Here is a 25,691-nt window from a genome sequence, read left to right as displayed (position 1 = left end):
CCCCCTCGACTGCTAGCCGCCGGGGTGCTGCTGGCGGGCCGCGATCTCGGCCACGGTCACCACCCGACCCGCACGTCTACGTGGCTGGGTCGGGCGCGGCATCGGGGCGGGCGGGCGGGGACGGCGGCGCGAGTTCGCGGCGACGGTGGTCCAGGTGCCGAGTTGCACCGCGTCCACCACGGTGGCGAGCAGGTGGGTCGTGGCGGTCCACGCCCGGTGTTCGGAGCCGCCGCGGAGCGCGGCGACAGCGGCGGAGTCCTCGGGAAGGTGCTCGATCAGCCACAGCACCCGACGCGGGGTCAGGGTGCCGTGCCACAGGTCGGCGAGGTCGACCCCGTAGTAGCGCCGCAGGTCGGCGTACAGGGCTGCCCCGCCGACCTTGTCGGCTAGCTGATCGAGCCCGAGGGTTCCGGGAGCTGGCACACCTCCTGATACCGGCGGAACAAGCCGGTCAGGGTGAGCAGATCGCCGCCGATCTCGGCGAGCAGGGCGCGGGCGGTGGGCTTGGTCTCCGCGACCAGGAGCACGACGTCGGCGAGCGCGGCGACGAGCGCGTCCTCGTCGTCCCCCGCCTCCGCGACGACCGCGATCCGCTCACCCAACGCCGTCAACGTCTCTCTGTCCTTCTTGGACATACGCAAGGCGTTGCGCAAACACACGGCCTTGCCACCCGTCAGACCCACGGTTAGGTCCTGGATGCTGGCGCGCGCCTCGGCGCGGATCTGGTCGAGCCCGATCACGGTGGACATGCGGTGTTCTCCTTACGTGACAGGAATAGTGATCAGGCGGGGCGGCCGAGACCGGCGGCGAACCACTCCATGAGGTTGGAGCCGGTGACCTGGAGGACCTGGGCGCGCACCGGGAACGCCAGGAAGTTCTCCACGTCAACGGAAATGTCGTCGTCGGACCCGATCGACACGCGCGGCACGTACAACCCCGCCTCTGCGGCACCGTCGATCATTCGGACGAACAGGGCGCGTTCCACCGGGGGCGCGGAACCCTGCACACCGAACACACCGGCGGTGTCGACGTCGCCGGGCCCGAAGAACAGTTCGAGGGTGTTGTTGTCGAGCTGGTGGAGCTGGAAGGTGATCGCCCACGTGGCGGGGTCGCGCCGCTCCCGCAGAGCGGGGTTCTCCCACGTGCCCTTGACCTCGGAATCCCCGCTGTCGCGGGTGATGGTCAAGCCCTCCTCACGGGAGGTGTGGCCGATGATCGACCAGGGATCGAGCGGGTTACGCGGGTCCGGTGGGGCAGCCTGCCCGGAGGCGGCGAGGTACACCCGGCCGGTACCGGGGATGAGGACTGCGTTGTCGTTGAGCGCCAAGTGCGGGTCTCCACAAGGGTGTGGCGACCCGCGTCAGCGACCATGCCCCCTCCCGCAAGTCGCCTCGCGAACAGGGGAAGTACGGCCGCTGGTTAGGCTCGTGGGGGACGAACGCCCAGTGCGTATGTCCCGGTGTAGTGGTGGATCTCGGCGGGCTGCCCGGTCAGACGCAGCGCACGCGGGTAGGACACCGTGCGGAACGAGGCCAGGTGTCCGAACGGCGTGACGACCTGGTCGGCCCAGGCGGTGTAGAGCGCGGTCCGCACGGCCTCGGCCAGGTCCGCGCCGTGCCGCTTGGGGCCACGGGTGTAGGACTCGACGTCCACCAGGGGCAGGCCCAGATGCGCCGGGAGCGGTTCGTCTCCGCCGACCACGTCGGCGAACACGTAGGGCATGCGGCGCAAGGGGTCCGATAGTTCGGTCTCGACGGTGACGGTGGTCGGGAGCGCGGCGCGCAGCAGGTGCAGGACCAGGCCGTCGACATAGGGCAAAAGTCGGGTAATCTTCTACCCCCAAAGCGGTCGTCAGGATATCCCGTCGATGCGCAGGAGGCGATACCCCGCACTCATCATCGCGTGGACCTCACGAGCGGTTATGGGGATCGAAGCTTCATCGTGTCGCCGGACGATGGAAAAGAACGAGCCTTCCACCTTGCCGTCCACAACAGCGCCGTGCACAAGGAATGGCCTGTCCTGGTCTCTTTGTAGTGGAATGGTGATGACCACAATGCAACGCTCAGGGTCGACTTGCTTCTGCGCTACTTGCAAACCCCGAACTGGAGGGTATATGCGAGCGTCGAGAATCGCGCGATATCGTTGTGGCGAGTTGACTTTCGGATCAACGGGCGTCAGCTTCTCGGCGGTATCAACGCCGTTGAGCCGTTCGGTTCGGACACCTATGATCAAGAGGGCCGAGTGCTCGGCGTTAGCGAATCGGGCCACGTCTTGCGCCATCTCGATACGTCCCGCTTCGCTGCTCAAGTCGGCCCGCATCTTGAACTCTAGACAGTGGTTCTCGGCTAGTCCGATCAGATAGTCAAGATTGTCCGCGTTGAGATGGTGAGTGATCTCGCTAATCCGGGGAGCGTCATACCCGCCGTCGCCGGGGATTGATATGAGGCTGATGGCCCGTTTCAAGCACGCAGCCAACTCCCCGACGGTCGAGCCCAAGTGACCCAATTCTATTCGATACTCCCAGCAGGTGACCCCTAAATCATCCGACAACCTAATCATGTCAACGATTGCACTAAAAGGGGTGTAGGCCGTTTCGATCGTGCGAACCGCATGATCCTCAGAGAAGGGGATAGCGTACTCCGCGAAACCTTCCGACTCGACCATCCCGCCAGGCAAGAAGTCCACTAGTACAAATACCTGCTTCTCGCCCTTTAGTGGACTGAAAGCCAGGGAGTAGATCTCGTCGCATTGGGTGACGTGTCGAAAGAAATGAGTGAGACTGAGGCGGATCTTTTCCAGTGGGACGTTCTCGAAGTCTTCGAGGCAAACTGTGATAGTTGAAGGGTCGAGGTCATCCCAACCGTAAGCTTTCAAACGCTGATTGGACTTCGTCACTGCGGCGGTAAGCCACTCGTAGTCTCCGGCCATCTCTCCCCGCTTCGCGCATACTCAGTGACCTCCTGTGTAGCACTGGGTCACCTCTTATAGGTCGGCGGCGTCGCGTAGCACCCGCAGGCCCTGAACCGGGGTGCCGTCCGGGGCGAGGTGACCGTACTCGATGGACAGCGCGCCCTCGTCCACGAGTGACACGGTGGTGTCGGTGCGGCCCCGGGTGACCTCGATGTCGGCGGTGCCGGTGCGGCGGTGCGCGGCCAGGGTGGCGCGGGCGCGGTCGGCGATCTGGTCGGCCGCGTCGCGCACGGCGGCGCGGACCTCGGGCAGGTGCGCGACGATGTCGTCGGCGCGGCGGTCGACCTCAGCCACGGTTCACCCCCCGGGCGCGGATGACGATGGTGGTGTGGCGGGTGGCGGGGCTGTCGCCGCGTTGCTCGGGTTCGCCGATCACGTCCCAGGTGCGCCCATCCCACTCGACCCGGTCCCAGGGACCGGCGGGTGCGTCGCGGGTGATGACCCGGGCCAGGGTGGCGACCTGTTGGCCGTTGACGACCAGGTCGGCGGAGCTGATCGGCTGGACCCGGGCGGTGACCTGGTGCCCGGTCGGCCCGGGTCGCCAGGCGTGGTTGCCGTCCTGGTCGGCCGCCCACATCGACGGGTAGATCACGACGTGGTCGGGGCCGTGGTCGAGCAGGCTCACCAGCGGCTCACCCCCAGCGGTCGGGCTCCGGGGGTGGGGCGAGCGCGGGGCGGATGGTGAACGCGCCGCCTCGGGGGTTGACGCCGAGGTCGCGCCAGTCGGTGTCGGGGATGGTGAGGTACCCGGCGGCGGCGCGGGTGTCGAGGGTGTAGGAGTAGTCCCCGGCGGTCTCGGAGGTGTAGCCGGAGGGGTTGCGCAGCACCCGAGCCACCGCGTTGGCCTCGATCATGACGACCAGGTCGCGGGCGATGCGGCCGGTGGCGACGCGGGCGTCCAGGTCGCGCAGGCGCGCGCGGATCATGGTCTCGGCGTCGCCGAGCAGCACGGCCGCCAGCTCCCGTTCGGGGTCGGTGAGCGGGCGGCCCAGCCGCTTGGCGACGTCCTCGGGGTCGGCGTAGGTCACTGCCCGCGGCCCCGGGTGCGCTTGGCGCGGGTGGTGGTGCGCCGCGCCGGAGTCGGGGGGGTGGTGGGTTCGCGGTACCCGGCGGCGATGAGTCGGGCGGCCAGCTCGTCGCGGACGTGGACGCGGGTGCCCACGGTGTTGATCAGCTCCATGGGTCAGCGTCCCTTGTGGTCGGTGTGCAGGGTTTCCAGCTCGGCGACGAATGCGGCCAGCTCGACGCGCGGGTCCAACTCGGCGGCGCGGCGGCGCGCGACCGCCGACACGACCGGCCAGGTGTCGGGGTCGAGCAGCGACCGGATGGTGCTGACCCAGGTGTCGGGGTCATCGCGGTCGGCGTAGGTGCCCGCGTAGGACAGGGATTCGAGCAGGCCGGGTGTGGGGTGGGCGATGGTGGGAATGCCGGAGTGCGCGGCCTCGACCGCGACCATGCCGAACGACTCGTAGATCGACGGCATGAGAAGCAGCCGGGTCCGGGACCACACCTCACCAGGCATGTCCGCTGTCTGCGGCTGGATCTCCACGTTCGGCACGCTGAGGTCGATGACCTGTGCGCCGTGCCCGCCGACGACACCGAGGAAGCCTACGTCGGGCATTCGGCGGGCCAGCTCGTAGAAGTGCGGACCGCCCTTGTCGCGGTTGAGGTTGACCAGGGTGACCCGGTCGCCGGGGGTGGTGGCGTGCTGCTCGCCCCACACCGGGGGGTGCACGACGATCGAGCGCAGCCCCCGGTGCCGGGTGGCGTAGTAGCGGCGAATCCAGTGGGTGTTGAACACGACCAGGTCCGGGCGCTTGTGGAGCCACAATGTGGTGTGGTGCATGTTGTTGTGCACCACGTGCACCACCGGCACCCCCAGGTCGCGCCCGAGCTTGGAGGCGTGCGGCGTTTCCTGGTGGTGGGTGATGAGCACGTCCGGGGCCAGCGAGGCCACCAGGCGGGGCACGATGCGCTCACCCGCGCCCGCCCGGTGCACCTCGACACCGTCCACTGTGTAGTGGTCCTCGCCCACGGGTTGGGACGTCACGACCACGTGGACTTGGTGCCCCGCGTCGATGAGGGCGCGGAGCATGGCGTGCATCATCGTTTCCGAGCCCGCGCGGTGTGCCGGGAGGTAGAAGTGGATGAGCGCGACCACACGCACGGGCGGCTCCCCTCAGCTTCCGGGCATCTCGTAGGCGGCGAAGGCGTTGACGTCGCCGATCGCCCAGGCGAACCAGCATTCGATGAGTAGGCCCACGAGGTTGCGCTGCCACAGCGACACGACCTCGCCGTCGATCATCAGCGTGGCCTCGGTGGACACGCGCAGCGTCATCTCCTCGGCGAATCCGTAGCGAACCTGGGTCCAGTCGCCGCCGTAGGCGCGCACGGAGGTGTCCGGGCTCGCGCCCACGCGCCCGGACACGGCGCGGGCGTAGGCAGCGGGCAGACCCAGCACGACGTCAAGCGGATCGGCCAGGTTCGCGGTGGTCTGGAGCAGGGGTCGGCCCTGCACATCGGTCGCGCCCATCAGACGCGGTCGCAGGCGCTTGTCCATGGCGAAGCCGGTGAAGTCGTCGCTGCTCTCGTCGTTGACGATCAGCTCGTACCCGGCGATGAAGTCCCCGGCGATGCCGCCTTCATCCCTGGGAGTGGAGCCCAGCACGACGCGGTTGGAGGTCTGGTCGATGTACTCCTTGTCGGGCACGCGCGTGCCGTCAATCGGGGACCGTCCGTGCAGGGTGAGCAGGTCCACGCCGCGCGCGACGGCGTCGGCCAGGTCGTCACTGAGGCGCGAGTACGTGCCGCCGACGTTGGCGCGGGCGAATGCCTCGCTGACCACGACAATGGTGGCGAGCTTGACCGGCTTGAACATCTTGAACTTGCCGCCGACGTTGCTGACGGGCTTCTCCTGGCCCTCACCGACGACGCCGACCTCCGGCTTCTGGGTGTTGACCGGCACTGCGATGCCGCCGATGGGAACCGGGACGTTGCCGCTGAGTCGGGCGATGACGGACTTGTCGGCCGCCTTCTCGAAGATCGGTCCGGTGACCTCGGGCGGTAGTACCTGCTCTGGCAGGTTGTCCAGAGTGGTGGGTGCGATGGTGACTCACTCCTAGTCGGTCTAGTGGAGGCGGTCCTGCACGAACGCGGCGAACGCGTCGGCGGGCGACGCGGCGGAGGTGGCGTTGTCCAGGCCCGCGCCCTGGGTCGGGTCGGGGCGGGTGCGGTCGGGGGCGGGAAGCCCGATCAGCTCGCGCAGTCGCGCGGCGTCGGCGGCGAGCTCGTCATCGGTGTCACCGACCAGGCGGGCGGCGAAGTCGGTGACGTGGTCGGCGGGGATGCCCACGGCGATGGCCGCGCGCAGCCGCGCCGCGTCGCGGTGCGCGGTGCCGAGCTGGCTGGTCAGCCGCTGCACCTCGGCGGACTGGTCCGCGTCGGCGGCCGTGGCGTCGCGGGTGGTCAGCGCCTGTTGCGCGGCGTTGCGTTCGCGGCGGTAGCGGGCTGCGTCGGTGCGGGCGCGCCGGATCTCGGTTCGGGCCCAGTCGGGCAGCTCGTCCAGCGAACCGGCGGGTGCCGGGGCCGCGGGCACGGTGTCGGGGGCGTTCTCGTCCGGGGTCGGGTCGACGGGGTCGGTGGGTTCGGTGGTGGTCACGGGGTGGCCCTCCTGGGGCGGGTCGGGGACACGCGGCCCGCCGGGGGCCTGCGCGTGCAGGGGGTTGGATCGGCTAGGGCGCGGTCGGGTCGGGAGTGCGCGCCACGGCGCGGCGGAACGCGATCAGCGCGTCGCGCCCGGACAGTCCTGCGGTGGAGTCGCGCCAGAGTCGTTGCGCGGCAAGGAAGGTGGCGCGGCCTTCCCAGTCGTCGGGGTTGGACACCGGCATGACCAGGCAGTCACACCGGTCGTGCCAGCGGGTCATGTCGCCGGAGCGGTACACCGGCCCGCGTGAGGCCAGCAGCCAGCAGAACGCACACGTTTCGCGCCCGGTGGGCACGCGCGCCCAGCGAAGGCGGTCGGTCTGCGCGGCGGTGACGATCACGTCGCGTCCGGCCTGCACGACGTGGCGGGCGACGGCTGCGGTGGTGTCGCTGATCGCGGCCCGGGTGCTGACCTGGTCGGCGATGCGGGTGCGGGCGGTGCGCGCGACCGCGTGTTCGAGCGCGTCGCGCCGGTAGGGGGGTGGGTCCAGCGGCGGGGCGGGTCGGGGCAGCGGTGGGCGCTGGTCGAGGTAGAAGCGGGCGGCCAACTCACCGGTTGCGCGTCGGCCCTGCACCACGACCGGGAACAGCACCCCCAACAGCAGCGACCAGCCGGAGGGGGTGACCGGTCGACCGGCCAGCCCGCGCAGCGCGGACACCGTGGCGGCCACCACCGGGGCGGTCGCGCGGTCCTGGGCGGCGCGGTACTCGGCGAGGTTCACCGGTCGTTCCTCGCCGGGGCCGCGGGCATCTCCAGGCCGGTGGGGCGACCGGCGCCCACGGTGTCCAGCAGCCGCGCCAACGGGTCGTCACCGGACGCGGCGGCGAGCTTGCGGCGCTGCTCGGCGCTGTAGCCCAGTTCCTCCCACGCGACCGCGACCGGCAGGATTCCGGCGGCGACCAGTTTGGCCACCGCGTCGGCCTTGGCCGCGTAGGTGGGGGTCGCCGGGTCGCGCCAGATGCTCTCCAGCCGGGCGGCGTGGGCGGGGATGGAACCGTCCACGATGAGCATCCCGAGCCGCATCGCCTCCTCCCACGCCGACCCGAACGCACGCGCGCGGCGCTCGGCTCGCTTCACCAGCCGGGTTTCGGCGGAGCGGATCGCGTCCGCCGATGGGGGGTTGTCGGTGGACAGGCCGAGGAAGTGCGGGGGCAGTCCCGCCAGGGCGGAGACGAGCCGCGCGTAGGCGTTGATGACCTCGACGAAGTTCCGCAGGTCGGCGGCGGCGAAGCTGCCGACCTTGGCGTCTTCGTTGCCCAGAGCCAGAATCCGGCCGATGTAGGCTTCCCACGCCGGGATCGGCTCGCCCGCTTCGTTGACGAAGTCCGCGCGCGTGGCTCCGAGTACGTAGCGTTGCGGAACGGCGAGAAGTTCTTGCGCGCCTTGCAGGTTGGTCATGGTGCGGCACGCGGCGTCGGTCAGGCCGATCACGTCGGCCATCTCGGATCGGCCGTCCCGGTCGCCGATGCGGGCGCGGTTGACGATCGGCACCACCGGCACCCGGCCGAGCTTGTGCGCGATCACGTCGACCGCCCGCCACCCGGTCCGGCTCCGTTCGTAGTAGACGGTCCGGTCGGGCAGGTACAGCGTCGCCGACAGCTCCCCGCCGCCGCCGCTGGTGTAGAGCCGCAGGGCGGAGCGCACGGCGCGGGTGCGCGGGTCGACGTCGGTGATCATGGAGCGTGCCGACTCCGGGGTGATGACCGGCGCGTCCGCGCCGTCGTCACCGGGGCCGACCGTGATGTACGCGCGTCCGGCGATGAGCGCTTCCAAGTGCGCCAGCCCGGACTCGTCATCGAGGTTGTTGCTCTGCCACCACGACCAGAGTCGTTCGTCGGTCTCGGCCGCGCCCGCGAGCCGGAAGCCCTCCAGGTCCAGGCGTTCGGCCAACGAGTCGACCACCAGCCTCGGCCAGTTGACCACCACTTGCAGACGGCGCATCTCCGGGGGAAGGCCCAGCCCGAGCGCGGCGAGCCGCTGCGCGCCGTCGTAGTAGGTGTCCATCCGCCGCGTGCGCGACGTGGTCGCGGCAAGGCGTTGGCGCAAGTGGTGCAGGACGGAGAGATCGTCGGTGGCAGATGGCACGGCGCACCTCCGCCCCGAGGGTCAGCGGAGGACGACCACGCGGCGGTCGCGCTTGCGGTGGCGGCGCTTGTACTTGTCCGACGCCAGCACCAGACGACGGACCATGCGTGCCCCGATGAGGCAGACGGCGGCATCGATCTTGTGCGGGCTGTCGCGGGTGGGCTTGGCGATGCTGGTTCCGTACCGGTTGGGTGCGCGACGCGCGTTGAGCACGTGGCGGCGCAATCGCAGGTCGTCGGAGTGCTGTAGCTGCCCAGCGCGGAAGTCGGCGCGGGCGCGTTCGACGGCGGCGGTGAACTCCGCGACCCTCACGCGCATGTCGAAGGCGACGCTGTGGCGGTGGCGGCCGGTGGTGGCCTCCACCAGGAGGCCGTCACCGAACTCCAGCGCCCACGCGTCCACATAGCTCTCGAACTCGCGCACATCGGCAAAGAACCCCAGCACGTCGAACCGCTCGAACGCGCGACGCACCGACAGGTCGGCATCGGCCTTGTCCACCCGCCACCGCTTGCCCTCGGGGCCCGGCGGGCGCTCTTGCAGGTGCAGCAGCTCGGGGCGGCCGTCGTCCATGGCCACCGCGACCAGGCCGGTCGCGTCGTCGCCGGAGGAGCCGTCGAAGAACAACACGACCTCCTCACCCTCCGCCAACGGCGGCAGGTCCGGCGCGGCATTGGCGTCCCACTCGGAGACGGTCATCCACGCCGTAGCCGACGCCGTGCGCCGGTTGAAGAAGTAGCGCATGGCGTCGCTCGGGTCTTTGGTGAGGTCCCAGAACTCGTCCCGCACGATCCCGGGCAGGTCCATCCACGACGCCGCGGGGCCGTAGACCTCGGTCAGGGCGGCGACCAATGCGTCCATATCGGACAGGTCGACCCCGGCGGGCGCCTCGCGGTGGTCCCACAGCAGCCGGGCGGCGCGGGTGCGGCCCTCGCGGATGGCCTGGGCCTGGCGGTCGACCGCCTCCAGGACGGAGTCCTCGCCGGGCTGATACATCGTGGAGGTCAGCAGCGCCCACGGTTCGGCCTGCTTGCGCTTGCGCAGGTTGCGGTCCACCGTCCGGAACATCCGCCGCAGTTCGGGCGTGGTGTACAGGTGCGGCTCGTCGTAGATCGCCAGGCTTTCCTTGCCGCCGTCCTTGGATGACGAGCTGGCCGTCGACGGGACGATCTCGCCGCCATCGGGCAGCGTGACGCGGGTCAACCCGACCGCGTCGCGGGTCAGGTCCTCGCCCAGCGGCCCGTGTTCGAGGTTGTGGTGGATGACGTCGTAGGTGTTGCCCGTCTGGGACTCTTCGGTGGCCAGGCAACGGATGTAGGGGTAGGTGATCTCCCGGCCCATGGGTTCGCCGGGTGCGTAGTGGTAGACGAAGTCGCGCCACCGGTAGGTCTCGTCGCCGCGCGCCCACCCGGCGAAGCGTGCCGGGCCGCGTGCCTCGAACAGGCCGATGAACCCCGCAAGCTCGGACTTCGCGCGGCCCTTGGGGCGCACCAGCGCCGCGCGGGAGTACAGCCGTCGCCCGTCGCGGTCGAGCGCGTAGGCGTCGACCAGGAACCCGGCGAACTCGTCGTCCAGCTCGACCGGGTCGCCCTGGATGTCACCGGGGCCGTGCACGCACCAGTGCTCGATCCACGCGGAGGCGAGCCACCCCAGCGACCGGTCCCGGTCGTGTCCGGGCGCGTGGACCAGCTCACGGGGCATCGTCGCCCGCCAACCGTCGGCGGCGCTCGTCCAGCCGCGTCACGGCCGCCGGGGCCTGTGCGGCCACCTGGTCCCCGTCCTGTGGGTCGGCGTAGCGGATGCGCAGCTTCAACCGGTCCTCATGGGTCAAGCCGAGCTTGGCCGACCGCAGCCGCAGCTCGGCGGCGACCGAGGGCTGATCACGCCAGAACGCCTCGACCAACACGGCGGTCTCCAGCGCGAAACGCCAGTCCGTGTCCGTCCATAGACGACAGTGCGGCATCGCCCGCACCGCCTCCCACCACGCGCGGGTCTCCCGGTGCCAGCGCTGCCGCCCGCCCTTCGCGGGCAGCTCCGGCGAGTGGCCTTCGTAGGCGGCGTTCTCGACGGTGGTCCAGTCGTAGGCGCGGGGGTTGCGGTTGCGGGGGTTCGCCGAGGGCGTGCGCCCGGACAACGGCACAGGCACCCCCCGTCAACAGCGACGGACACGCGGTGACACCCGGGCTCGACTAGAACATGCGTTCGAGGTCGGGTTAGGGTGCGGGCATGTTCGACGACCGCCCGCCGGACGGGCCTGTCCACTATCGACACACCAACGCCGGAGAGCGGATCGGGGTGATTCCGGCGACCTGCAAGGCAGGTGCTCACTCGTTGGCGCGAGTCGGCTACATCGCGCAGGCCAGCGAGGCGGAGGGGGTGGTGCGGATCTCCTGCCGGGCCTGCAACGAAGACGTGGACGTGGACCACTTCTGGGTGCTGGCGCTGTCGGGTGCGCCGCCGTACTCGGTGGAGCTCGATGACGAGCCGTACCGGGCGATGGTGCCGCTGATGGTGGACGCGCGCGGGCGGGGCCTGCCGCCGGAGCGGTGGCCACGCGCGACCTAGCGGTGCAGGGCGTCCGGGTGGGTCTGCACCGTGCCGCCGCCGAGCTGGGGCAGCTCGGGCTTCGCCAGGGGCGGGCGCGACCAGGACGGCTCCCACGTGGCGCGAGCCTCGTCCTGGGGGACCTCGACGCGGCGACCGGCCGCGAGGTCGTCCAGGACACGCAGGATGAGCCGGACGCCAAGCGGGGCCAGGTGCTCGCGCCACAAGGTCGTGGCCGTGGCCCCAGGCGGAACGAGGACGTGCTCCTGCGCGGCCAGCGGTCCGGCGTCGGTGTGCTCGGTGAGGTGGTAGACGCTGCCGCCGGTGACCCGGTCGCGGTCGCGGATGGTCCAGCGCACCGCGTCGCGGCCTCGGTGCAGCGGTAGCAGGCTGGGGTGGTAGCCGATCGCGGCGACGCGAGCGCGGGCGCGGGTGGCTCGTCCGATGAACGCGTGCGAGTGGGCGGCCACCAGGACGTCCACGTCGTCGGGGACGTGGTGGGCTCGCAGCTGCACCGCGTCGACCCAGGGCAGACGGCGCGGGTAGGCCCAGGCGCGCAGCCGGTCCCAGTGCGTCGGGTCGCCGTCGCCGTCGTCGGGCCGGTTCCGGCGGGTGGCAGGGGTGGCGACCCCGGTGAGGGTGTGCCCGCGGTCGGTGACCGCCTCGGCGACGGCGAGCGCGAATCCGCCCTGTCCGGACAGGAACAGCCGCACGACCCCACCTCCTCAGCCGTAGTAGCGGAACCCCTGCACCGGGCGGAAGTGCCCGCCGTAGCCGGTGCGGGGCAACGATTTCTCACGGTCGGGAAAGTACTTCTCGCTTCTGCCGGTCTTGTGGCCGGTGAGGCGGGCGGTGATCTGCCGCCACCGCTCGTCGCGACGCAACGCCGCCGCCAGGTGCGGGTGGGTGGTGTGGAACAGGGTCGTCATCCGGCGACTGTCGAGGACACCGTTGCCAGTGCGCTGCAGCTCGGCCACGTGGTTGAGGAACCGCGTGCCCACGCCCGCGCCCTGCCACTCGGGCATGACGACCAGGCGGCTCGCGCGCGCCTCGACCGACACCACGCGCTCGGCGCGCGGGCCGGTGGTCAGGGACTTGGTGGTCATGCCTACGTGGGCGACCGGGTCACCGTCCACAAAGCCCACATACGCGCTGGCGGCGACCATCTTGGGCAGGGTCAGATAGTGATGTGCCCGGAAAAGCGGCCATAGGTTCCAGCCGCCGTGCCTGACCTCCACGTCGATCCTCGGGCGCCGGAATTGAACCGACCCCCTGGTGAACGTGGAAGCGGCCGTGTCGTAGACCCAGTCCGGTTCCAACCAGTCGAGCACGTCGTAGTGACACGTCAGCAGCACGGCTTGTCCGGTGCTGCGCCGCCACGCCTTGGCGAACGCGCCCGCGCCGACCTTCGCGATCTGCCGATCGATCACGGAGCTGAACTCATCGACTACCACACGGGCAGGCTGCTCGGCGATGATCCGCGCCAAGTCCGCCCGGAACCGTTGCCCTGTCGACAACACCGGGTACGGGCGTAGCCACACTGGGACGTCGCCGAGACCGGCCGCGCTCAGCGCGGCGGTGGCGGCCTCGAAGTCGCCGTCGGGGGCGATGGCGTCGATGATCGGCGCGTCGGCGGGCCAGTCGTCCCCGGTGTAGAAGGCGGTGCCGTCCCAGAGTGCACGGCCGATGCTGGACTTGCCGGACCCGGACGGTCCGACCACGACCCCGATCCGCCACGCGTCGTCCTCGATCGGGAGATCGACGTCCAGCTCGAAGCGGGTCGCAGCGGCGTCGGTGGCGTTGAACAGGCCGCGCACCTTGGCGGCCCGGAACGACTCGGCCACGGGCACCTGGTGGCGCACGCTGATCCGCATCAGACGCTCACCACCCGGCACCGCAACCCCATCGCCCGCAGGCGGGTGTAGACCTGCTCCTGGTGGCGGGTGTCGCGGCAGACGACCACGACTCCGTGCTTCTCCCGGTACTGGTCGTGCTCGGGCTTGGCCAGCACGTCGGCCGACCCGGGCACTTGGCGGTCAGGCACGGGCGTTCACCTCCAGTCGCGGCGGGTAGGGGCGGGCGCGGGCGCGGAGCTGGCGGCGCATCGCCTTGTCCAACGGGTAGAGGTACCGGTGTTTAAGCGTGGGCGTCTTGATCGCCCGCACCTGCGGGTCGATGGTGCGGCGCACGAACGCCTCGGCGGTCTCGTCCGGGTCCCGGGCTGCTGCGAGGTGGCGCAGGCTGCGGCCGTGGATCTCGCGGCCGTGGACGATGTAGGACAGGGTTTGCGGGTCGGTCGTGCCCGAATAGATCCAGTTCCCGGCCTGGTAGATGCCGCCGTGGTGGCCCTGGGTGGTGTCGGCGAAGGACACCACCAGCCGCAGTCCCGGCGAGGCGGCGCGAAGCTGGCGCAGTGTCGCGGCGATCATCTGGGTGACCGGGGCGGCGTGGTCGGTGAGCGCGACGCGCACCAGCTCGGCCACCTGCACCTGGTCCAGGCCGTAGGGGCGGCCCAGGTGGTTGGAAGCGCCACGGCCGTAGACGATCGCACCGACGAACCGCCCGTGTTCCCAGACGCCGAAGCAGGCGAGCTTGCCCCGTGGAGTTCGGGCGCTGTAGTGCCAGCGGATGATCGCGTGGTTGGCGGCGGCCCGGGTGCAGGGGGCGACCAGTAGCGGGACGGCCGGGTCAGCGGGCGGTGCGTCGGCGGTGGGTGGCGGGGGAGAGCTGGTCGAGCCGGGGCAGGGTCGCCGCGGGCTGGGGGGTGAAGTCGATATCGCCGGACACCTCCCTCGGTGGGGCGGGTGCGCGTGCTGGCGGCGTGGCGGTGGCCATGCGTTCTCCCTGGTGAGCGCGGGTGTGGTGGGGTGTTGACGCCGGGTTGGGCGGTCGTGGCGTTTCGTACGGACCGCGAGTCGCTATGACCAACCGGTGCGCGGCGGTGGCGGGGGCGGGGGGTAGCCCCCTGGGGTGTGGCGCACGGGCGGGGCCGCCCCGGGCCGACGTGTCGACTACTCGTGTGCGTGGTCGGGTCGATCTGTCGGCCGGGGCAGCTCACCCGGGTGGCGCTCCGGCGGGCGGAGCCGGGAGCGGCGGGCAGCGGCGGCGCGTCCGCCTTCGCTGGCGCTCTTGGCTGCGTGGCAGCCGGAGCACACGCCTTGGAGGTTGTTCAGGCCGTGGTCGTCGCCTGGTGCGATGTGGTCGACCTGGGTGGAGGGCCACAGGCCGCACAGGCGGCACACCGGGTCACGAGCCAGCACCAGTGCGCGGCGGCGCGGCCAGTCCCGAGGCAGACGCGCGCGGCGATCGCTGCCTGCCCATCCGGTACCCACGCGCCCCCGTCCGGTGGCGCGTGAACGCGTCCGTCAGCGGGGCGGTGTGTTGCGGATGGGCCGGGCTGCCACTCAGCACACCGACCGGGGACGAGGACTACGACGGTCAGTGATGCGGGGTGTCGGCAACGGGGAGAGCGTCACCCGTTCGGGGTAGAGTCCACCACTGTGGATCACTCTACGTTCGCCGCTGGTCAGGCGCAACCGACTATCGGGATTCGCCGGTTAGCCGCGTGACGTGGATGTGGGCGGTCGAGTAGGCGATGCCCAGGGTGCGCGCGATCTCGGCGACGTTGACCCGTTCGCCGTTGGCCTGTGCGGCGTGCACCAGCTCGGCGATGGCGGGGCCGATCTCCGTGCGCGGGACGCGGTCGCCGCTGCCGGGCGGTCGGCCGCCGCGGGCTGCTTTCGCGCGGGCGGCTCGCTCGCGTTTGCACTGCTTGACGGTGGCGCGGTACCAGTGTTCGGCCCCGCACACGATCTCATCGGCCGGGGGTACCAGCGGCGTGTCTTCGCGGGCCTGGGTGCGAGCGGTGCGCTGGTACTTGCTCCAGGTGTCGGGGGTGACTCCGGCCAGTTCGGCGGCCTCCCCGCGATCCAGCAGGTCCCGATCGTCCCGCCGCGTGGGCAGGGCCGGGATGGGCTCGCCGTTGGCGTAGGCCCTGGCCTGGGCCTCGTCCCACAGGCGGGGGCGGCCGGACACCGGCCGTCCCCGGGTGATCGGCCGGGGGTGGTCGGGGTCGTTCCACGGCCGTCGCTTGTGCGCGGCGGCGGGCGACAGACCGTGCATGGCGGCGATGGCGTCGCTGTCGACGGCGGTGCGTCCGGCGTGGATCACGGTCGATCGGCTCCCTTCCTGTGCGCGTGGTCGGTGTCATTGTGGCCGCTGCCCCGGCTCCACGCGGGAGCCGGGGCAGCGGTTACGGTCGTCAGGCCCCGGTGGTGAGGTTGACCATGACGTTGGTGACGCGGTGCGGCGGGACGCCGGTCGCCCTGATCTGCTCGGCGATCTGCGAACCGAGCTGGTAGTACGCGACGTCGGTGAGCAGTTCGTCCACCCACTCCCGCAAACGCTCCGGCATCGGCACCGGCCGCAGGTCGATGCTCAGGCCGGTGATCACGCACGCGCCGTGAATGGTGAGGTCGGACATGTTGTTGCGCCTCAACCGCTGGACGCGGGCGAGGTCCCGGTCGCTCACGGCGTAGTTGCCCGCGATGACGTCCTTGACCAGGCGCGTGATCGCCAGCGTCGCGGGCGGGTTGATTTCGGTACGCGGTGCGGCGAACCCGCCCCGCCAGAAGCCCACGCCTTGCACCAGGTCCATCGGGGTGATCTGCCGCTCACCCAGGATCTTGGCGATCCTCTCCGTTGCCGTCTCGGCGGTCAAGGCCACGTGGCCCAGCTCGCCATCATGACGGATGACCAGCGCCGAGAACCGCCCGCCGTCCATGTCCGAGCCCTCCGGGCGCTCCGCCGACCAGCTCGCCGCGTCGGGCGCGTCGCCCTCGGGCTGCTGGTCGACGAGCTCGGCGGCCTGGGCCAGCAGGTTCGCCATGGCGGCGAAGAGTTCGTTACTCACAGGTGTTCCTTTCCATTGTTTCGCAACGGGTTGCGGTGTCGGGGCGGGGTCCCATCCCGTCCCCCGAACAGTGATAACTCTATCCGGTTCACAGGGAAGATGGAAGGTGATCCACGACGCTCGGATGAGCGCGCCCCCCAGGGGCACCCCGGCTTGCGGGCCGGGGTGCCGGTTCGGTCAGTCGGAGTGGACGACCACGTCGGTCACGTTGTCGACCGCCACGTCCTTGCGGGCGAGTGTGTCCGCGATGTGTTGCGCCAGAACGATTCGGCGCAGGTCGGGAGCGAAGCGCTCCCACCACGACCAGAACCGGTCGGGCAGCGGAACCACCTCGTCCGCCTCGTTCATCCCGGTGATCAGGCAGGACCCGTAGAAGACGGGACTCGCTACCTGGTTCATCGACGCGGCTGCTCGTTCGAGCAGGCCGGCCTCGTAGCGCCCGGTGGCGACGGCCCGTACCAGCTCGACGCAGATCGCGCCGGCGACCGGGTTGAGGTCCCACCGCTGGTAGGACTGCTGGCCGGTCCAGAACGCGACCCCGGACACGGGCTGCCAGTGGTGCGCCTTGGGGTAGGCCAAGTGCGTACCGATGAAGCGGGCGGCGTCGCCCTGCTCCACCGTGAAGGGGTAGATGGTGTCGAAGGTGACGTTGATGGTGTCGACCATGCCGGGCGACAGCTCGATCCTGTGCAGCTTGGGTGCCGGGTGGTGCGGCCGGATTCGGGTTTCCATAGTGGACTCGTTCCTTCTGCCTGTTCGCAACGGTGGTGTCGGCGGCGGGGTTCCATCCCGGTTCCCCCGACACCAAGAACTATATCCGGAATATGGTGATCGTGGAAGGTGATTCACGACGCCCCGGAGGCGGGTCCCGCTCGTGTGAGCGGGACCCGCGCCGGTCAGTCGGTCACTATCCGGACGCCGACGACACGGTCGAGGCGGTGCCCGCTCTCACGGATCAGCAGCGCCAGTTCGCGGCCCAGTTCGGTGACGCGGGGGTCACTATCGCGGGTGTACCAGGTCCAGAACTCACGGGACAGCGGTCGGAACATCGGCCGGGGGTCGGTGTAGTCGCGCTCGCCTTCCGGGATCAGGCCGTCGACAACGCACGTGCCGTAGACCCGGCGGGCCTCCGGGTCGCCGTCGAGCAGTTCGGCGGCGTGGCGGCGCTCCCACGCGTTCCTGCCCGGCAGGTAGCGGCCCGCCTTGATGCTGCGCAGGAACGCGTCCAACAGGTTGGTCGCGGGTCGGTTCAGCGGCGCGGTGTCGACGTCGGCGTCCCGGTCGACCCAGAACGCGACCCCGGCCAGGTCCCAACCGGTCATGGCGGACGTGGCGGTCAGCAGGACGGGCAGCCCGCGGCGGTCGGCGTGGATGTCGATCGTGGTCGGGCCGCCCGGGGTGACCAGCAGCGCCCGGCACCGCTGGATTCGGGCGCGGCGGTGACGCCCGGGGTGAGTGTTGTTCGTGGACATTGTTCCTCCTGTGTCGCAACGGGTTCGTGTCCGGTGGCGGGGTTCCATCCCGTCCCCTGACACCAATAACTCTATCCGGATTGTAGGGATTGCGGAAGGTGATCCACGACGCCAAGGCGGGGCGCCCCGGTCGGGACCGGGGCGCCCGGCGGCTACTTGCCGACCCTCTTGCGGTCGGTGGTGTTGACCTTGCCCTGGTTGGTGTCGGCCGCGCGTCCGGCGCGGACACCGGCCGCGTGTCCGGCGGCGGTGGTCTTGCTGCCGCGCCCCTTGACGGTCTTGGGGAAGCGGCGGGCGAACTCGGCGGAGATCCGGTCAGCGTCGCGGACCAGGACCAACGCCTTGGGGCTGTTCTTGACCTCCTCGGCCAGGTCGGTGCGGGTGGCGCGGATCTTCTCCGCCGCGCCCTGGCCGTAGCCCTTGAGGTAGGAGCGGAAGTAGTCGCGCCGGATGATGTTCCGGTTCGCCGTGGTGAGGTGGCTGGTGTCCATCTGGGACATGTGCAGAGGTGTTGCCAGGCGGGCGGAGTTCTCCGCCTGCGCCATGATCCAGGGCAGGAGGGTCTTCAACGTGTCGATCATCGAGGCGGTGCCGATCGCGATCACCAGCCGGTCGTTGGTGGTCATGTCGTCGCCCTTGGTGACGGCCATGCAGCCCACCGCCTCGGCGACGAACCAGTGGAGCGAGGTGCGCGCCTTGCCGTGGCAGCCCTGACCGCTCACGGTGAACGTGTAGGTGGAGACAGGCTCGGGCTTCTGCCCCTTCTCCGCTCGCAGCGTGGCGGCGTCCAGGCTGTAGCGGGCCAGCAGTTCGGCCGCCTTGGCGGCGAACGCCTGCGCCTCCTCCGGGGTGACGCCCTTGTCCTCCGCCTGTGCCAGCAGCGCGGCGACCTTGCGCTTGATGGCGGCCTTGTCGGCCGTCGCGGGCTTGGCCTCTGCGGTCTTGTCCTTGGCGGTCTTGCGAGTGGTGGCCATGGTAGTCCTTTCACTGCTGTGCAACGGGTTTGTCGTTCGAGGCGGGGTTCCATCCCGTTCCCTCACAACAAGAACTATATCCGGACTACAGGGGGTGGAGCTAGCGATCGTGATCCACGACGCCACTTCCGGGAGGGTGAGGCGGGAGCGCAGGGCTCCCGCCTCGGGTGGATCAGTCCTCCGGGTCGAGGTAGAGCAGTCGGGCGACGACTTCCACGCGGCGTCCGCCGTCGGTCAGGTAGCCGGGCATCGTGAACTGTCCCAACTGGACTTTGAAGTCGGAGTACAGCTCGTGGAACATGTCCCGCGCCAGCAGGGCGCGCCGCTCCAGGCCGGGGCAGGGGCCGACGTCGGCGGGCACCAGAGTGCAGATACCGCCGCAGTAGCACCGGTCGTCACTGAACAGGGCGTGAATGAAGGGGGTGGAGACGCTACCGGCGGCGGCGCGCTCGGGTGTCGTCCCGCCGTGTCGCCAGTGATACAGCGCCCACACGGTCACCTCCCTGAATTTGCCGATCTGAACGGGAATCGGAAAGTTCATCGTGTCCATTTCCTTGATTCGCAACGGGTTTCCTTTCGCGAGGAGTGGGGTTCCATCCCGTCCCCCTCACAGCAATAACTCTATCCGTACTTGGGGGAGTGGAGCTAGCGATCGTGATCCACGACGCCACCTGGCGACACAGAGACGTGCTCGCCTACACTGGGCGTGTCCTTTCTGTGGGTCTTCGTCGCCGAGTGCGACGGGGACCGCGTGCAACGGGGACAGCGGGGCCGGTGGTTCCAACCGCTTTCGGGCGGTCACCGGCCCCGCAACTCGTCACACGGGCGCCGCCGGGGCGTGTCTGCGCCGCCAGGAGGCGAGCGCGTCCGCGCGGGCGAACTCCGGCCTTCTCCTGCTGCCGTGGTTGGGCCACTGGTCCTCATGTCGCCAACGGCGCAGCGTGCCGGTCGGGGTGGCCAGCCACACCGATAGCGACGCGAAATCCGACACCGGGGTGCCCAGCTCGCCGCCGAGGTCGTCCCAGCGTTCGCGTGGCCAGCTCGCCCGGCACCGGGGACACCTGATCCGCTCCACCGACAGCCGCGCCCGCAGTGGCGCGCCGCAGACGGCGGGGCGGCCGGTGTCCGGGTCGGTGACCCGGGCCGGGCAGGGACCGACGGGGATGGTGCGCTCCTGCACCCCCAGCGCGGTGCGGAGCTGGTGCGCCAGCTCGGTGACCTCCTGGCCCAGGTCCCCGATCCAGTACTGGCGGGTGGCCCAGTCCAGCCAGCGGACCAGGACGGCGACTTCCCCGGACACGGTGGCCGCCCCGGTGCGCGGGTCCTGGCCGGTGTCCTGGCGGACGTTGTCGGCCCAGCTCGACAGCACCGCCAGCACCGAGTGCGGGTCGCCGTCGTCCACCGCGTGCGTGCGCGGGTCGGTGAGCACGATCACGCTGTCGCGGGCCGGGGAGCGGGAGCCGTGGCCCGGCGCGCCGCGCGCGGCCGACCCGCCGCTGCCTGGGACCACGGCGTCGTCGACCAGGGCGTAGAGCTCGACCAACTCCCCGAGCATGGCGCGGAGGCGGTCGGCGCACGGGTCGCACGTGCGGTAGCCGTGCTGCGCGGGGAACGGTTCCCCGTCGCCCGCGACGCAGCCCAGCAGGCACGGGGTCGTGGCGTAGATGTCCAGTTCGGCGGCGGCGCTCACCGGGTCACCTCCTGGTGCCGGTCGGCGGTGGCCTCGGCCGCGTCGCGCCGGGATCGGTGCACGCCGGTAGCGCTGTCGCGCCGGTCGCGTCGGCCACCCTGTACGCACATCACCCCGGCGGGAACCCCGCAGTCGGGCTCGGGGCACGGCACCGCCAACGCCGCTTGCTGTTCGGGCAGCCGGGTCCACCCGGTCTCGGCGTAGACGGCGGCCATGCCGCGCCGCGCGGCGGCGGCACTGCGGGCCGCGTCGGCGGCCGGATCGCGGGCGAGGCGGTGCCGCCGGGTCTCGGTGCGGTGGCGCGCGTCGCGGATGCGGCCGATGATCTGCGCGGGCGTGACGCTGTCCGGGCTGGTCCGGGAGTGCGCCAGGATCGCGGCTTGGCACTCCGCCGCGCTGTAGCCGGTGAGCTGGTCGCGCCACCACCGCAGCTCGGTGTCGCTGGGCGTGCGGGACCGGAACGCGGCCATCATCGCCAACAGCCCGGAGACCTCGACGCGGGACATGGGCGGCGCGGCCTGCCTGGTGGGATCGGTGGTCATGCCGCGACCCCCAGCGACAGCAACGCGGCCACGGCAGTGTCGTCGTCGGCGGTGCGCAGGATGCGGCCCAGCTCGCTGTCGTCCTGGTCCTCGTGCGCAACCCGGCGCGCCAGCTCCAGCGCGGCGAGCAGCGGGGCAGTGCCCGCGGCCCCGGGTGGCGCGGCGGTGCGCATCGCCTCGCCGACCAGCTCCGGGAGCAGACCCGCCCCGACACGGCGCTGCGACCAGCGCCGCAGGCCCGCCCCGACGCGATCGGGCCCGATCCCCTCGGCCAGCAGCGCGGCGGCCTCGGTGTTGAGTCGGGCGGTGACCCGGCGTGGCTGCGCCGGGACGTGCTCGGCGACCAGTCGTTCGGCCAGTTGGCGGTCCGGTCGCGTCGCGCGCGTGCGCCCAGAAGCAGAGCGAGAGGTGAGACGGGAGGTCTCCCCCTTCCCCCCACCCCCTACCCCCAGAGGGCGCGCGGAACCCTTCCCGGAAGGGTTGCCCGCAGGGTCCCCGGTGTCGGTCGCGTCCTGGTCGACCTGGTCGTGCGCGGCGGCCGATTCGGCGGTCTGCGGCGGGCGGCGTCGGGCGGGCTTGATCTCGACCGGCGGCGCGCTGTCCCCGCGTTCCAGGGAGTCCGCCACGATCGGCGGCAGCGACCCGCAGACCTCCACCGGCAGACGACGCAGCTCGACCGCCAGCGCGGCCCGCAGGATCGGCGACTCGATCGCATACGCCTGCCGCAACGCGGCGGCGAGCACCTGCGGCTGCTTGGCGATGCCGTCGTTGCGGATCAGAGTCCGGATCAACACCTCTTCCGTGTCGTGGTCGATGACGATCATGCGCGCGGCGGCCAGCTCCGACAGCGCCGCCCGGATCTCGCTCACGTCGTGGTCGGGATGAGCGCGTGCCCACCGCTTGGCGGCCAGGTCGAGCAGCCCGGCATAGGTCAACTTCTTCTGTGACAGGAGATGGATGTACAGCAGCTTCGCCAGTGTCGACAGTGGACGGAAGTCGTCGTCGTCCCAGATATCGCACTGGATGCGGGCGTGATCACGCGCCACGTGCGGAACTCCTCAAACGGTTGGTGTGCGCCCGCAGACCCAGACGGCAGCGGATGCGATGGGCGGTGTAGGTCGACATCCGCGCGCGCCCGGCGATCTCGGTGTCGGTCAGTCCACGGGCGTGCAGCCACGCCACGACCAGCCCGCGGGCCGTCGTGGTCAGTTCCTCGGCGACCAGCTCCCCGCCCAGACAGCGGCGGGCCTGCTCGGCATCGGCGTGGCTGCGTGCCGAAATCACGTCCCGGTGGGGCTGTCCGGCCCCACCTCACCCAGCCGCGCCAACGGCAGCGGCGGGTCCTCCCCAGGTATCGAAAGTCGGTAGACCGGTTGCGGCTTGCCGCCGTTGCCCCCGGCCCGGTCGGTCGACCGCACCCACCGGCCGGTCGTGACCAGCAGCCCGGCCGCGCTGAGGCGTTGCACGGTCGCGCCGATCACCTGCGGCCGAATCCAGGTCGGCAGCAGCGCCCGCCACCGGTTGGCGGTGGTCTCCCGCCACGGGTCCCCCAACGCGTCGCACACGATGACCGTGACGACCGCCTCGACGTGGTCGGTGTTGCGCGGGTCGAGTACCAGCAGCGCCGCCACGGCCGCGACCGGATCACCCGCCGCCGGGGTCAGCGCGACCGCCCGCCGCGCGATCTCGCCCGCCAGCTCCCGCACGCCGCGCTCCCGCGTTGCGGCGGTCGCGTTCACCGGTCGAGCACCAGGAAACGGCGCACTTCGGCAATGTCGAGCACTTCCGGCACGATGTGCGGATACTTCTCCTTCAACAGCTTCTGAGACACCCCGACCCGCAGTGTTTTCCGCCAGGACACCACGGGCACGCCGCTCACGGTCCCGATCTCCCCGTCCCCCATCACGGCCTTGATCACCCGTTGCAGGGACCGCTGCCGCGCAGCGAGCTTGTCCAGACGCGGCACAAGGCGCTCCAGTTGCGCGAACTCGTCCGCGACCTGATCCAACGACACCAACAGTGCCGCGTCTTCCTTGCCCGACTCGGGATCGGGCGTAGCCAAAGCTGTTGTGGACATGACAAAACCGCCTCCCAGCGGCGCAAAACCACGTCTGTGGACGATGACGCGCGCGCCGAGCGGACCCGCCCGGCGCGGCAGGTATCAGCGCCAGCCACACCGACAGCAGAGCCGTCACCACAGCGGGCGCACAGCGACGTATTCGCCAGGACACAGCAGACCTCCCCCAGAGGCTCCGAACCCGCCGACCGGAGGGTTGACAACCCATCCCGGCGAGCATCTCCACAGTGGATCACTGCACGTGCATCTGTCAAGAAAGTACGAACACTGAGAAGATGCGGAGTAGTTCCACAGCTACTAGCTGTGATCAAGAGCCGAATTGACAACTGTTCAAGCGGACGCCAGACAGTCGTCCTACGGTGTGCACCAGTGTCGATCCGCACCCCTACGCTGACGCCGCTGGTACGGGGTACGTCAGGATCACGGTGGATCGCCGCTGACCGGTGAACAAGGGGGACGACGTGGCAGATGACGACGACAAGGGACGCGTCGGGATTCTGGTGGACAGGTACCGCCACGGTAGGTCAGTAGCGGAGGTGGAACGTGAGGCCGGTCTTCCGGCTGGCGCCCTCGGCAACCACCTCAAGCCGAGTGCACGCCGAGGGCGCACGCCGTCGTTTAAGGTGATCGAACGTTTCGCCGAGGCCCTCAGTGCGCCGGTATGGGAGGTCTCGCAAGCATTCTTCGCCGACGCGGGCCTATCCCTGAACGGTGGCCCCGTACTCACCCTCGAGCAACAGCGCCTGGTCGACAGCTACGCACTCCTGAACCCCGACCGGCAACGCATCGCCGACCGCCTCATCGACGCCCTGGTCGCCGACCAGGCCGACCAGGCCGCCCACGACGGATGCGCCCGGGCCTCAATCGCTCAAGAGAGCAGCGTCACGCCCGACACGTAGATCAACCCGACGCCCAACCGGCACAACCTGAGATTGTGTGGGAAGCGGCGCAACCAGTCGCTAAGCTCGATGCTTCCGCGAGCCACCCTGCCCGCGGCCCTGGCAGTGAGCGACCCGGAGCACAGCGCAACCTGGGGGGTTGTGCGCAAGGGAGACAACAGACGTGTCGGCAGACCTGATCGAGATCCAAGACGACTTAGGCACCACAGCACAACTGGTCCGCAACTCCAGTGGCGGCTTCACCCTGCTTGCGGGTCCATTCGCGCCCGTCGGTGCGCTGTACCAAGTCATCAACGACCTACACCGCAAGCGTGTATCCGCCCTACTTGCGGACGCGGACGGTGACCACGACGAGGACGAGGCCGCCCGCCGAACCGAACGACTCCACCATGCTGCGCTGTCCAAGAGCATTTCTGATCCCTGGTGCTCCGATGTGACGGGGACTGAAAACGCAGGGGGCTCGGGTCAGTAGCCTCTTCGGTCGTCGCGCATACGCGCCGATCAAGGTGTGCGCACTCAGGGGTACGGGCAAGATCTCCCGTCCCGTACCCCTGTCGTCTACCGGTCAGTGCCGAACGCCCGCCCATGCCGCGAACCCGGCAACGGTGTCCACACTGCGGACCTGCTGGCCCAACAGTGTGCGTACTGTCTCGTGAACCATTGGGTGATGCCGAGTCTGCTCGGGTGAGATCTTCCGAGCACGGTCCAGAGCAGCGAGTGATTTCTTCCGATCGCCGTTGTAGAGGAAGCCGCGGGCTAGATCGATGTAGTAGTGCCCGGCGCGCTCCCGGGGGGTGCCATCGGGAATACGGAAGTTGACCGATCGCCGCACCGCCTCTGCGCCGTTGCACAACTCCACTGCGAGCCCCACGCTCCAGATGCCTACGTTGGTCGGACCGAAGCACAGACGGTAGTCATCTCGATCCGCACCGATGCGTTGTGCCGTCTCGCGCGCCTCTGTGAGGTGCTCGTCAGCCAGCACTTGGTTGCCCGCCCGGGCAGCCGCTAGACCGGACTTGAGGTGGAGATTGCCCCAGACAGCGAGGATCGCTGGATCGGCACCCCCTAGCTGGCCTTCGATGTTCCCACGGCTTGTCTCAAGCAGAGTAAGCGCAGCGTCCCAGTCCGCCGTTGCGATCAGTTCGCCTGCTCGCTGGTAGTCACCAACGAGCACAGCCAGTTGGTCTCCTGACTGCGCTGCGGCCCACTCGTACCGGTCAACCGCCAGGGATGACAGATCAACATATCCTAGTTTGTATGCGTATTGAGATGCGGCGTAGTACGCCTCAGCTAGCAGACCGAACGTCCTTTCAAGTTCCGCACCCTCGCTGCGCTGCCACTTCAAACGCAGTGCGTAGAGCAGGCCGGGAAGCTGAGAACCCAACTGATCAAATGTTGTGGCGTGCCTGAGATTCGAAACATGCGACACCCGAGCTGCCAAGATTGGGAGGGCGTCTAGCTGGCTGACATCGCCCGCGTCTTGTTTGTAGCCCGCCAGCTCACGACGAAGCGGGCCGATGCCACTGTGAGAGTGATATCCGGTTCTACCTTCGGGACGTCGAGGAAGGCTCATTAGCTCCGCAGCCCCAGTCCCCAAGGCGCGGGATACAGCCGCAATGAACGCTGGCGAGGGGGGTGCTTGTCCGATCTCGACTTTCTTCACAAGGCTAAGCGAGACAACAGCTTCCTCCGCCAACTTGCGCTGGGTCCAGTTCAGCGCTTTGCGCCTCTTTGCAACTTCCACGCCCACGCCTTCACGCGGTAGGTCTTCCAATCCAGGATCGTCCAAATGGCTCATTGCCTGCCTCCTTCTGGCGCCTGCGCTT

The 25,691-nt window shown here is 70.0% G+C and carries 37 protein-coding genes; 3 read left to right on the top strand and 34 right to left on the bottom strand.

Translation table 11 applies throughout. The features are described from left to right. Positions 1–12: 12 nt before the first annotated feature. The 16 genes from CLV40_RS31505 to CLV40_RS31435 form a co-directional block, all read right to left on the bottom strand. Positions 13–423 (bottom strand): hypothetical protein, encoded by a 411-nt coding sequence (locus CLV40_RS31505; protein WP_104482658.1) that lies wholly within the window; start codon positions 421–423, stop codon positions 13–15. Next, on the bottom strand, positions 387–749 hold the full coding sequence (locus CLV40_RS31500; protein WP_104482657.1) for a phage tail assembly protein: 363 nt from the start codon (positions 747–749) through the stop codon (positions 387–389). The genes CLV40_RS31505 and CLV40_RS31500 overlap by 37 nt, the downstream gene beginning before the upstream one ends. A gap of 32 nt (positions 750–781) precedes the next feature. Continuing rightward, positions 782–1,327, bottom strand: a complete 546-nt coding sequence (locus CLV40_RS31495; RefSeq protein ID WP_104482656.1) for a phage tail tube protein — start codon at positions 1,325–1,327, stop codon at positions 782–784. 92 nt (positions 1,328–1,419) lie between these two features. Further along, positions 1,420–1,818 carry a hypothetical protein gene (locus CLV40_RS31490; protein ID WP_104482655.1) on the bottom strand — a complete coding sequence of 133 codons (399 nt, stop codon included), beginning with the start codon at positions 1,816–1,818 and terminating at the stop codon, positions 1,420–1,422. 33 nt (positions 1,819–1,851) lie between these two features. After that, positions 1,852–2,928 (bottom strand): hypothetical protein, encoded by a 1,077-nt coding sequence (locus tag CLV40_RS31485; RefSeq protein ID WP_104482654.1) that lies wholly within the window; start codon positions 2,926–2,928, stop codon positions 1,852–1,854. A 54-nt stretch (positions 2,929–2,982) separates the two neighbouring features. Next, a complete protein-coding gene (locus CLV40_RS31480) occupies positions 2,983–3,264 on the bottom strand; it encodes a DUF5403 family protein (protein ID WP_104482653.1) in 282 nt (93 codons plus the stop codon). Beyond that, a complete protein-coding gene (locus CLV40_RS31475; RefSeq protein WP_104482652.1) occupies positions 3,257–3,595 on the bottom strand; it encodes a hypothetical protein in 339 nt (112 codons plus the stop codon). Before CLV40_RS31475 ends, CLV40_RS31480 begins: the two co-directional genes overlap by 8 nt. Positions 3,596–3,602: 7 nt before the next feature. Next, complete coding sequence (locus CLV40_RS38495) at positions 3,603–3,998, bottom strand: Gp19/Gp15/Gp42 family protein (RefSeq protein WP_181043857.1); 396 nt, start codon at positions 3,996–3,998, stop codon at positions 3,603–3,605. After that, positions 3,995–4,150, bottom strand: coding sequence for a DUF7302 family protein (locus CLV40_RS38490; protein ID WP_181043856.1), 156 nt, complete (start codon positions 4,148–4,150; stop codon positions 3,995–3,997). The genes CLV40_RS38495 and CLV40_RS38490 overlap by 4 nt, the downstream gene beginning before the upstream one ends. Positions 4,151–4,153: 3 nt before the next feature. Continuing rightward, a complete protein-coding gene (locus CLV40_RS31465; RefSeq protein ID WP_104482650.1) occupies positions 4,154–5,137 on the bottom strand; it encodes a glycosyltransferase family 4 protein in 984 nt (327 codons plus the stop codon). 12 nt (positions 5,138–5,149) lie between these two features. Then, on the bottom strand, positions 5,150–6,052 hold the full coding sequence (locus CLV40_RS31460; RefSeq protein ID WP_281261697.1) for a phage major capsid protein: 903 nt from the start codon (positions 6,050–6,052) through the stop codon (positions 5,150–5,152). Positions 6,053–6,097: 45 nt separating this feature from the next. Further along, positions 6,098–6,628, bottom strand: coding sequence for a hypothetical protein (locus tag CLV40_RS31455; RefSeq protein ID WP_104482648.1), 531 nt, complete (start codon positions 6,626–6,628; stop codon positions 6,098–6,100). 73 nt (positions 6,629–6,701) lie between these two features. After that, a complete protein-coding gene (locus CLV40_RS31450; RefSeq protein ID WP_104482647.1) occupies positions 6,702–7,394 on the bottom strand; it encodes a VG15 protein in 693 nt (230 codons plus the stop codon). Then, positions 7,391–8,758, bottom strand: a complete 1,368-nt coding sequence (locus tag CLV40_RS31445; protein WP_104482646.1) for a phage portal protein — start codon at positions 8,756–8,758, stop codon at positions 7,391–7,393. Before CLV40_RS31445 ends, CLV40_RS31450 begins: the two co-directional genes overlap by 4 nt. A gap of 21 nt (positions 8,759–8,779) precedes the next feature. After that, on the bottom strand, positions 8,780–10,456 hold the full coding sequence (locus CLV40_RS31440) for a Terminase (protein ID WP_104482645.1): 1,677 nt from the start codon (positions 10,454–10,456) through the stop codon (positions 8,780–8,782). Further along, positions 10,446–10,901: a phage terminase small subunit gene (locus tag CLV40_RS31435; RefSeq protein ID WP_181043855.1), complete on the bottom strand. Its 456-nt coding sequence runs from the start codon at positions 10,899–10,901 to the stop codon at positions 10,446–10,448. Before CLV40_RS31435 ends, CLV40_RS31440 begins: the two co-directional genes overlap by 11 nt. An 80-nt stretch (positions 10,902–10,981) precedes the next feature. Between CLV40_RS31435 and CLV40_RS31430 the strand changes: the two genes are divergently transcribed. Further along, a complete protein-coding gene (locus CLV40_RS31430; RefSeq protein ID WP_104482643.1) occupies positions 10,982–11,320 on the top strand; it encodes a hypothetical protein in 339 nt (112 codons plus the stop codon). Here CLV40_RS31430 and CLV40_RS31425 read toward each other — a convergent pair. The 17 genes from CLV40_RS31425 to CLV40_RS31350 form a co-directional block, all read right to left on the bottom strand. Next, positions 11,317–12,012 carry a formyltransferase family protein gene (locus tag CLV40_RS31425; protein ID WP_104482642.1) on the bottom strand — a complete coding sequence of 232 codons (696 nt, stop codon included), beginning with the start codon at positions 12,010–12,012 and terminating at the stop codon, positions 11,317–11,319. The two genes, CLV40_RS31430 and CLV40_RS31425, sit on opposite strands and share 4 nt — an antisense overlap. A 12-nt stretch (positions 12,013–12,024) precedes the next feature. Then, the gene (locus CLV40_RS31420; RefSeq protein ID WP_104482641.1) at positions 12,025–13,173 is read right to left on the bottom strand and encodes a GNAT family N-acetyltransferase; all 1,149 of its coding nucleotides are present in this window, start codon (positions 13,171–13,173) and stop codon (positions 12,025–12,027) included. Further along, positions 13,173–13,343: a hypothetical protein gene (locus tag CLV40_RS38485; RefSeq protein ID WP_181043854.1), complete on the bottom strand. Its 171-nt coding sequence runs from the start codon at positions 13,341–13,343 to the stop codon at positions 13,173–13,175. The genes CLV40_RS31420 and CLV40_RS38485 overlap by 1 nt, the downstream gene beginning before the upstream one ends. Continuing rightward, positions 13,336–13,971 (bottom strand): Mom family adenine methylcarbamoylation protein, encoded by a 636-nt coding sequence (locus CLV40_RS31415; protein WP_104482640.1) that lies wholly within the window; start codon positions 13,969–13,971, stop codon positions 13,336–13,338. The genes CLV40_RS38485 and CLV40_RS31415 overlap by 8 nt, the downstream gene beginning before the upstream one ends. 339 nt (positions 13,972–14,310) lie before the next feature. After that, complete coding sequence (locus CLV40_RS31410) at positions 14,311–14,541, bottom strand: HNH endonuclease (RefSeq protein ID WP_245931687.1); 231 nt, start codon at positions 14,539–14,541, stop codon at positions 14,311–14,313. A gap of 298 nt (positions 14,542–14,839) precedes the next feature. Then, the gene (locus tag CLV40_RS31405; RefSeq protein ID WP_104482638.1) at positions 14,840–15,469 is read right to left on the bottom strand and encodes a hypothetical protein; all 630 of its coding nucleotides are present in this window, start codon (positions 15,467–15,469) and stop codon (positions 14,840–14,842) included. Positions 15,470–15,560: 91 nt separating this feature from the next. Then, on the bottom strand, positions 15,561–16,211 hold the full coding sequence (locus CLV40_RS31400) for a hypothetical protein (RefSeq protein ID WP_104482637.1): 651 nt from the start codon (positions 16,209–16,211) through the stop codon (positions 15,561–15,563). A gap of 177 nt (positions 16,212–16,388) precedes the next feature. Beyond that, positions 16,389–16,943, bottom strand: coding sequence for a hypothetical protein (locus CLV40_RS31395; RefSeq protein ID WP_104482636.1), 555 nt, complete (start codon positions 16,941–16,943; stop codon positions 16,389–16,391). 164 nt (positions 16,944–17,107) lie between these two features. Then, positions 17,108–17,683 carry a hypothetical protein gene (locus tag CLV40_RS31390; RefSeq protein WP_104482635.1) on the bottom strand — a complete coding sequence of 192 codons (576 nt, stop codon included), beginning with the start codon at positions 17,681–17,683 and terminating at the stop codon, positions 17,108–17,110. 152 nt (positions 17,684–17,835) lie between these two features. Beyond that, entirely contained in the window at positions 17,836–18,657 is an 822-nt protein-coding gene (locus CLV40_RS31385) for a DUF2786 domain-containing protein (protein WP_104482634.1), read from the bottom strand. Positions 18,658–18,829: 172 nt separating this feature from the next. Continuing rightward, positions 18,830–19,222: a hypothetical protein gene (locus CLV40_RS31380; protein ID WP_146108317.1), complete on the bottom strand. Its 393-nt coding sequence runs from the start codon at positions 19,220–19,222 to the stop codon at positions 18,830–18,832. 252 nt (positions 19,223–19,474) lie between these two features. Then, entirely contained in the window at positions 19,475–20,347 is an 873-nt protein-coding gene (locus CLV40_RS31375; protein WP_104482632.1) for a hypothetical protein, read from the bottom strand. Further along, positions 20,344–20,889 (bottom strand): zinc finger domain-containing protein, encoded by a 546-nt coding sequence (locus CLV40_RS31370; RefSeq protein ID WP_104482631.1) that lies wholly within the window; start codon positions 20,887–20,889, stop codon positions 20,344–20,346. The genes CLV40_RS31375 and CLV40_RS31370 overlap by 4 nt, the downstream gene beginning before the upstream one ends. Beyond that, positions 20,886–21,935 carry a hypothetical protein gene (locus CLV40_RS31365; RefSeq protein WP_104482630.1) on the bottom strand — a complete coding sequence of 350 codons (1,050 nt, stop codon included), beginning with the start codon at positions 21,933–21,935 and terminating at the stop codon, positions 20,886–20,888. The genes CLV40_RS31370 and CLV40_RS31365 overlap by 4 nt, the downstream gene beginning before the upstream one ends. After that, positions 21,925–22,173: a hypothetical protein gene (locus CLV40_RS31360; RefSeq protein ID WP_104482629.1), complete on the bottom strand. Its 249-nt coding sequence runs from the start codon at positions 22,171–22,173 to the stop codon at positions 21,925–21,927. Before CLV40_RS31360 ends, CLV40_RS31365 begins: the two co-directional genes overlap by 11 nt. Next, positions 22,170–22,628, bottom strand: a complete 459-nt coding sequence (locus CLV40_RS31355; protein ID WP_104482628.1) for a hypothetical protein — start codon at positions 22,626–22,628, stop codon at positions 22,170–22,172. Before CLV40_RS31355 ends, CLV40_RS31360 begins: the two co-directional genes overlap by 4 nt. Then, complete coding sequence (locus CLV40_RS31350) at positions 22,625–22,966, bottom strand: hypothetical protein (RefSeq protein ID WP_104482627.1); 342 nt, start codon at positions 22,964–22,966, stop codon at positions 22,625–22,627. The genes CLV40_RS31355 and CLV40_RS31350 overlap by 4 nt, the downstream gene beginning before the upstream one ends. Before the next feature lie 461 nt (positions 22,967–23,427). On the opposite strand from CLV40_RS31350, the gene CLV40_RS31345 reads away from it, so the two are divergent. After that, the gene (locus CLV40_RS31345; RefSeq protein ID WP_146108316.1) at positions 23,428–23,865 is read left to right on the top strand and encodes a hypothetical protein; all 438 of its coding nucleotides are present in this window, start codon (positions 23,428–23,430) and stop codon (positions 23,863–23,865) included. Between the two features lie 163 nt (positions 23,866–24,028). Further along, positions 24,029–24,337, top strand: a complete 309-nt coding sequence (locus tag CLV40_RS37540; protein ID WP_146108315.1) for a hypothetical protein — start codon at positions 24,029–24,031, stop codon at positions 24,335–24,337. Between the two features lie 93 nt (positions 24,338–24,430). On the opposite strand, the gene CLV40_RS31340 is transcribed toward CLV40_RS37540, so the two are convergent. Next, positions 24,431–25,663, bottom strand: a complete 1,233-nt coding sequence (locus CLV40_RS31340; RefSeq protein ID WP_104482625.1) for a helix-turn-helix domain-containing protein — start codon at positions 25,661–25,663, stop codon at positions 24,431–24,433. Between the last annotated feature and the right edge of the window lie 28 nt (positions 25,664–25,691).

Origin of the sequence: Actinokineospora auranticolor, assembly GCF_002934265.1 — a bacterium.
Taxonomy (GTDB): Bacteria; Actinomycetota; Actinomycetes; order Mycobacteriales; family Pseudonocardiaceae; genus Actinokineospora; species Actinokineospora auranticolor.
Note: the sequence above shows the minus strand (reverse complement) of the source record. Positions and strands in the feature narration are given on the sequence as shown.

Bases quoted from the DNA above. Each gene is read 5' to 3' on its own strand.
- CLV40_RS31385 (WP_104482634.1), bottom strand. From the start codon at position 18,657: ATGGCCACCACTCGCAAGACCGCCAAGGACAAGACCGCAGAGGCCAAG.
- CLV40_RS31350 (WP_104482627.1), bottom strand. From the start codon at position 22,966: ATGTCCACAACAGCTTTGGCTACGCCCGATCCCGAGTCGGGCAAGGAA.
- CLV40_RS31370 (WP_104482631.1), bottom strand. From the start codon at position 20,889: ATGACCACCGATCCCACCAGGCAGGCCGCGCCGCCCATGTCCCGCGTC.
- CLV40_RS31340 (WP_104482625.1), bottom strand. From the start codon at position 25,663: ATGAGCCATTTGGACGATCCTGGATTGGAAGACCTACCGCGTGAAGGC.
- CLV40_RS38490 (WP_181043856.1), bottom strand. From the start codon at position 4,150: ATGGAGCTGATCAACACCGTGGGCACCCGCGTCCACGTCCGCGACGAG.
- CLV40_RS31430 (WP_104482643.1), top strand. From the start codon at position 10,982: ATGTTCGACGACCGCCCGCCGGACGGGCCTGTCCACTATCGACACACC.
- CLV40_RS31420 (WP_104482641.1), bottom strand. From the start codon at position 13,173: ATGCGGATCAGCGTGCGCCACCAGGTGCCCGTGGCCGAGTCGTTCCGG.
- CLV40_RS31390 (WP_104482635.1), bottom strand. From the start codon at position 17,683: ATGTCCACGAACAACACTCACCCCGGGCGTCACCGCCGCGCCCGAATC.
- CLV40_RS31500 (WP_104482657.1), bottom strand. From the start codon at position 749: ATGTCCACCGTGATCGGGCTCGACCAGATCCGCGCCGAGGCGCGCGCC.
- CLV40_RS31395 (WP_104482636.1), bottom strand. From the start codon at position 16,943: ATGGAAACCCGAATCCGGCCGCACCACCCGGCACCCAAGCTGCACAGG.
- CLV40_RS31485 (WP_104482654.1), bottom strand. From the start codon at position 2,928: ATGGCCGGAGACTACGAGTGGCTTACCGCCGCAGTGACGAAGTCCAAT.
- CLV40_RS31440 (WP_104482645.1), bottom strand. From the start codon at position 10,456: ATGCCCCGTGAGCTGGTCCACGCGCCCGGACACGACCGGGACCGGTCG.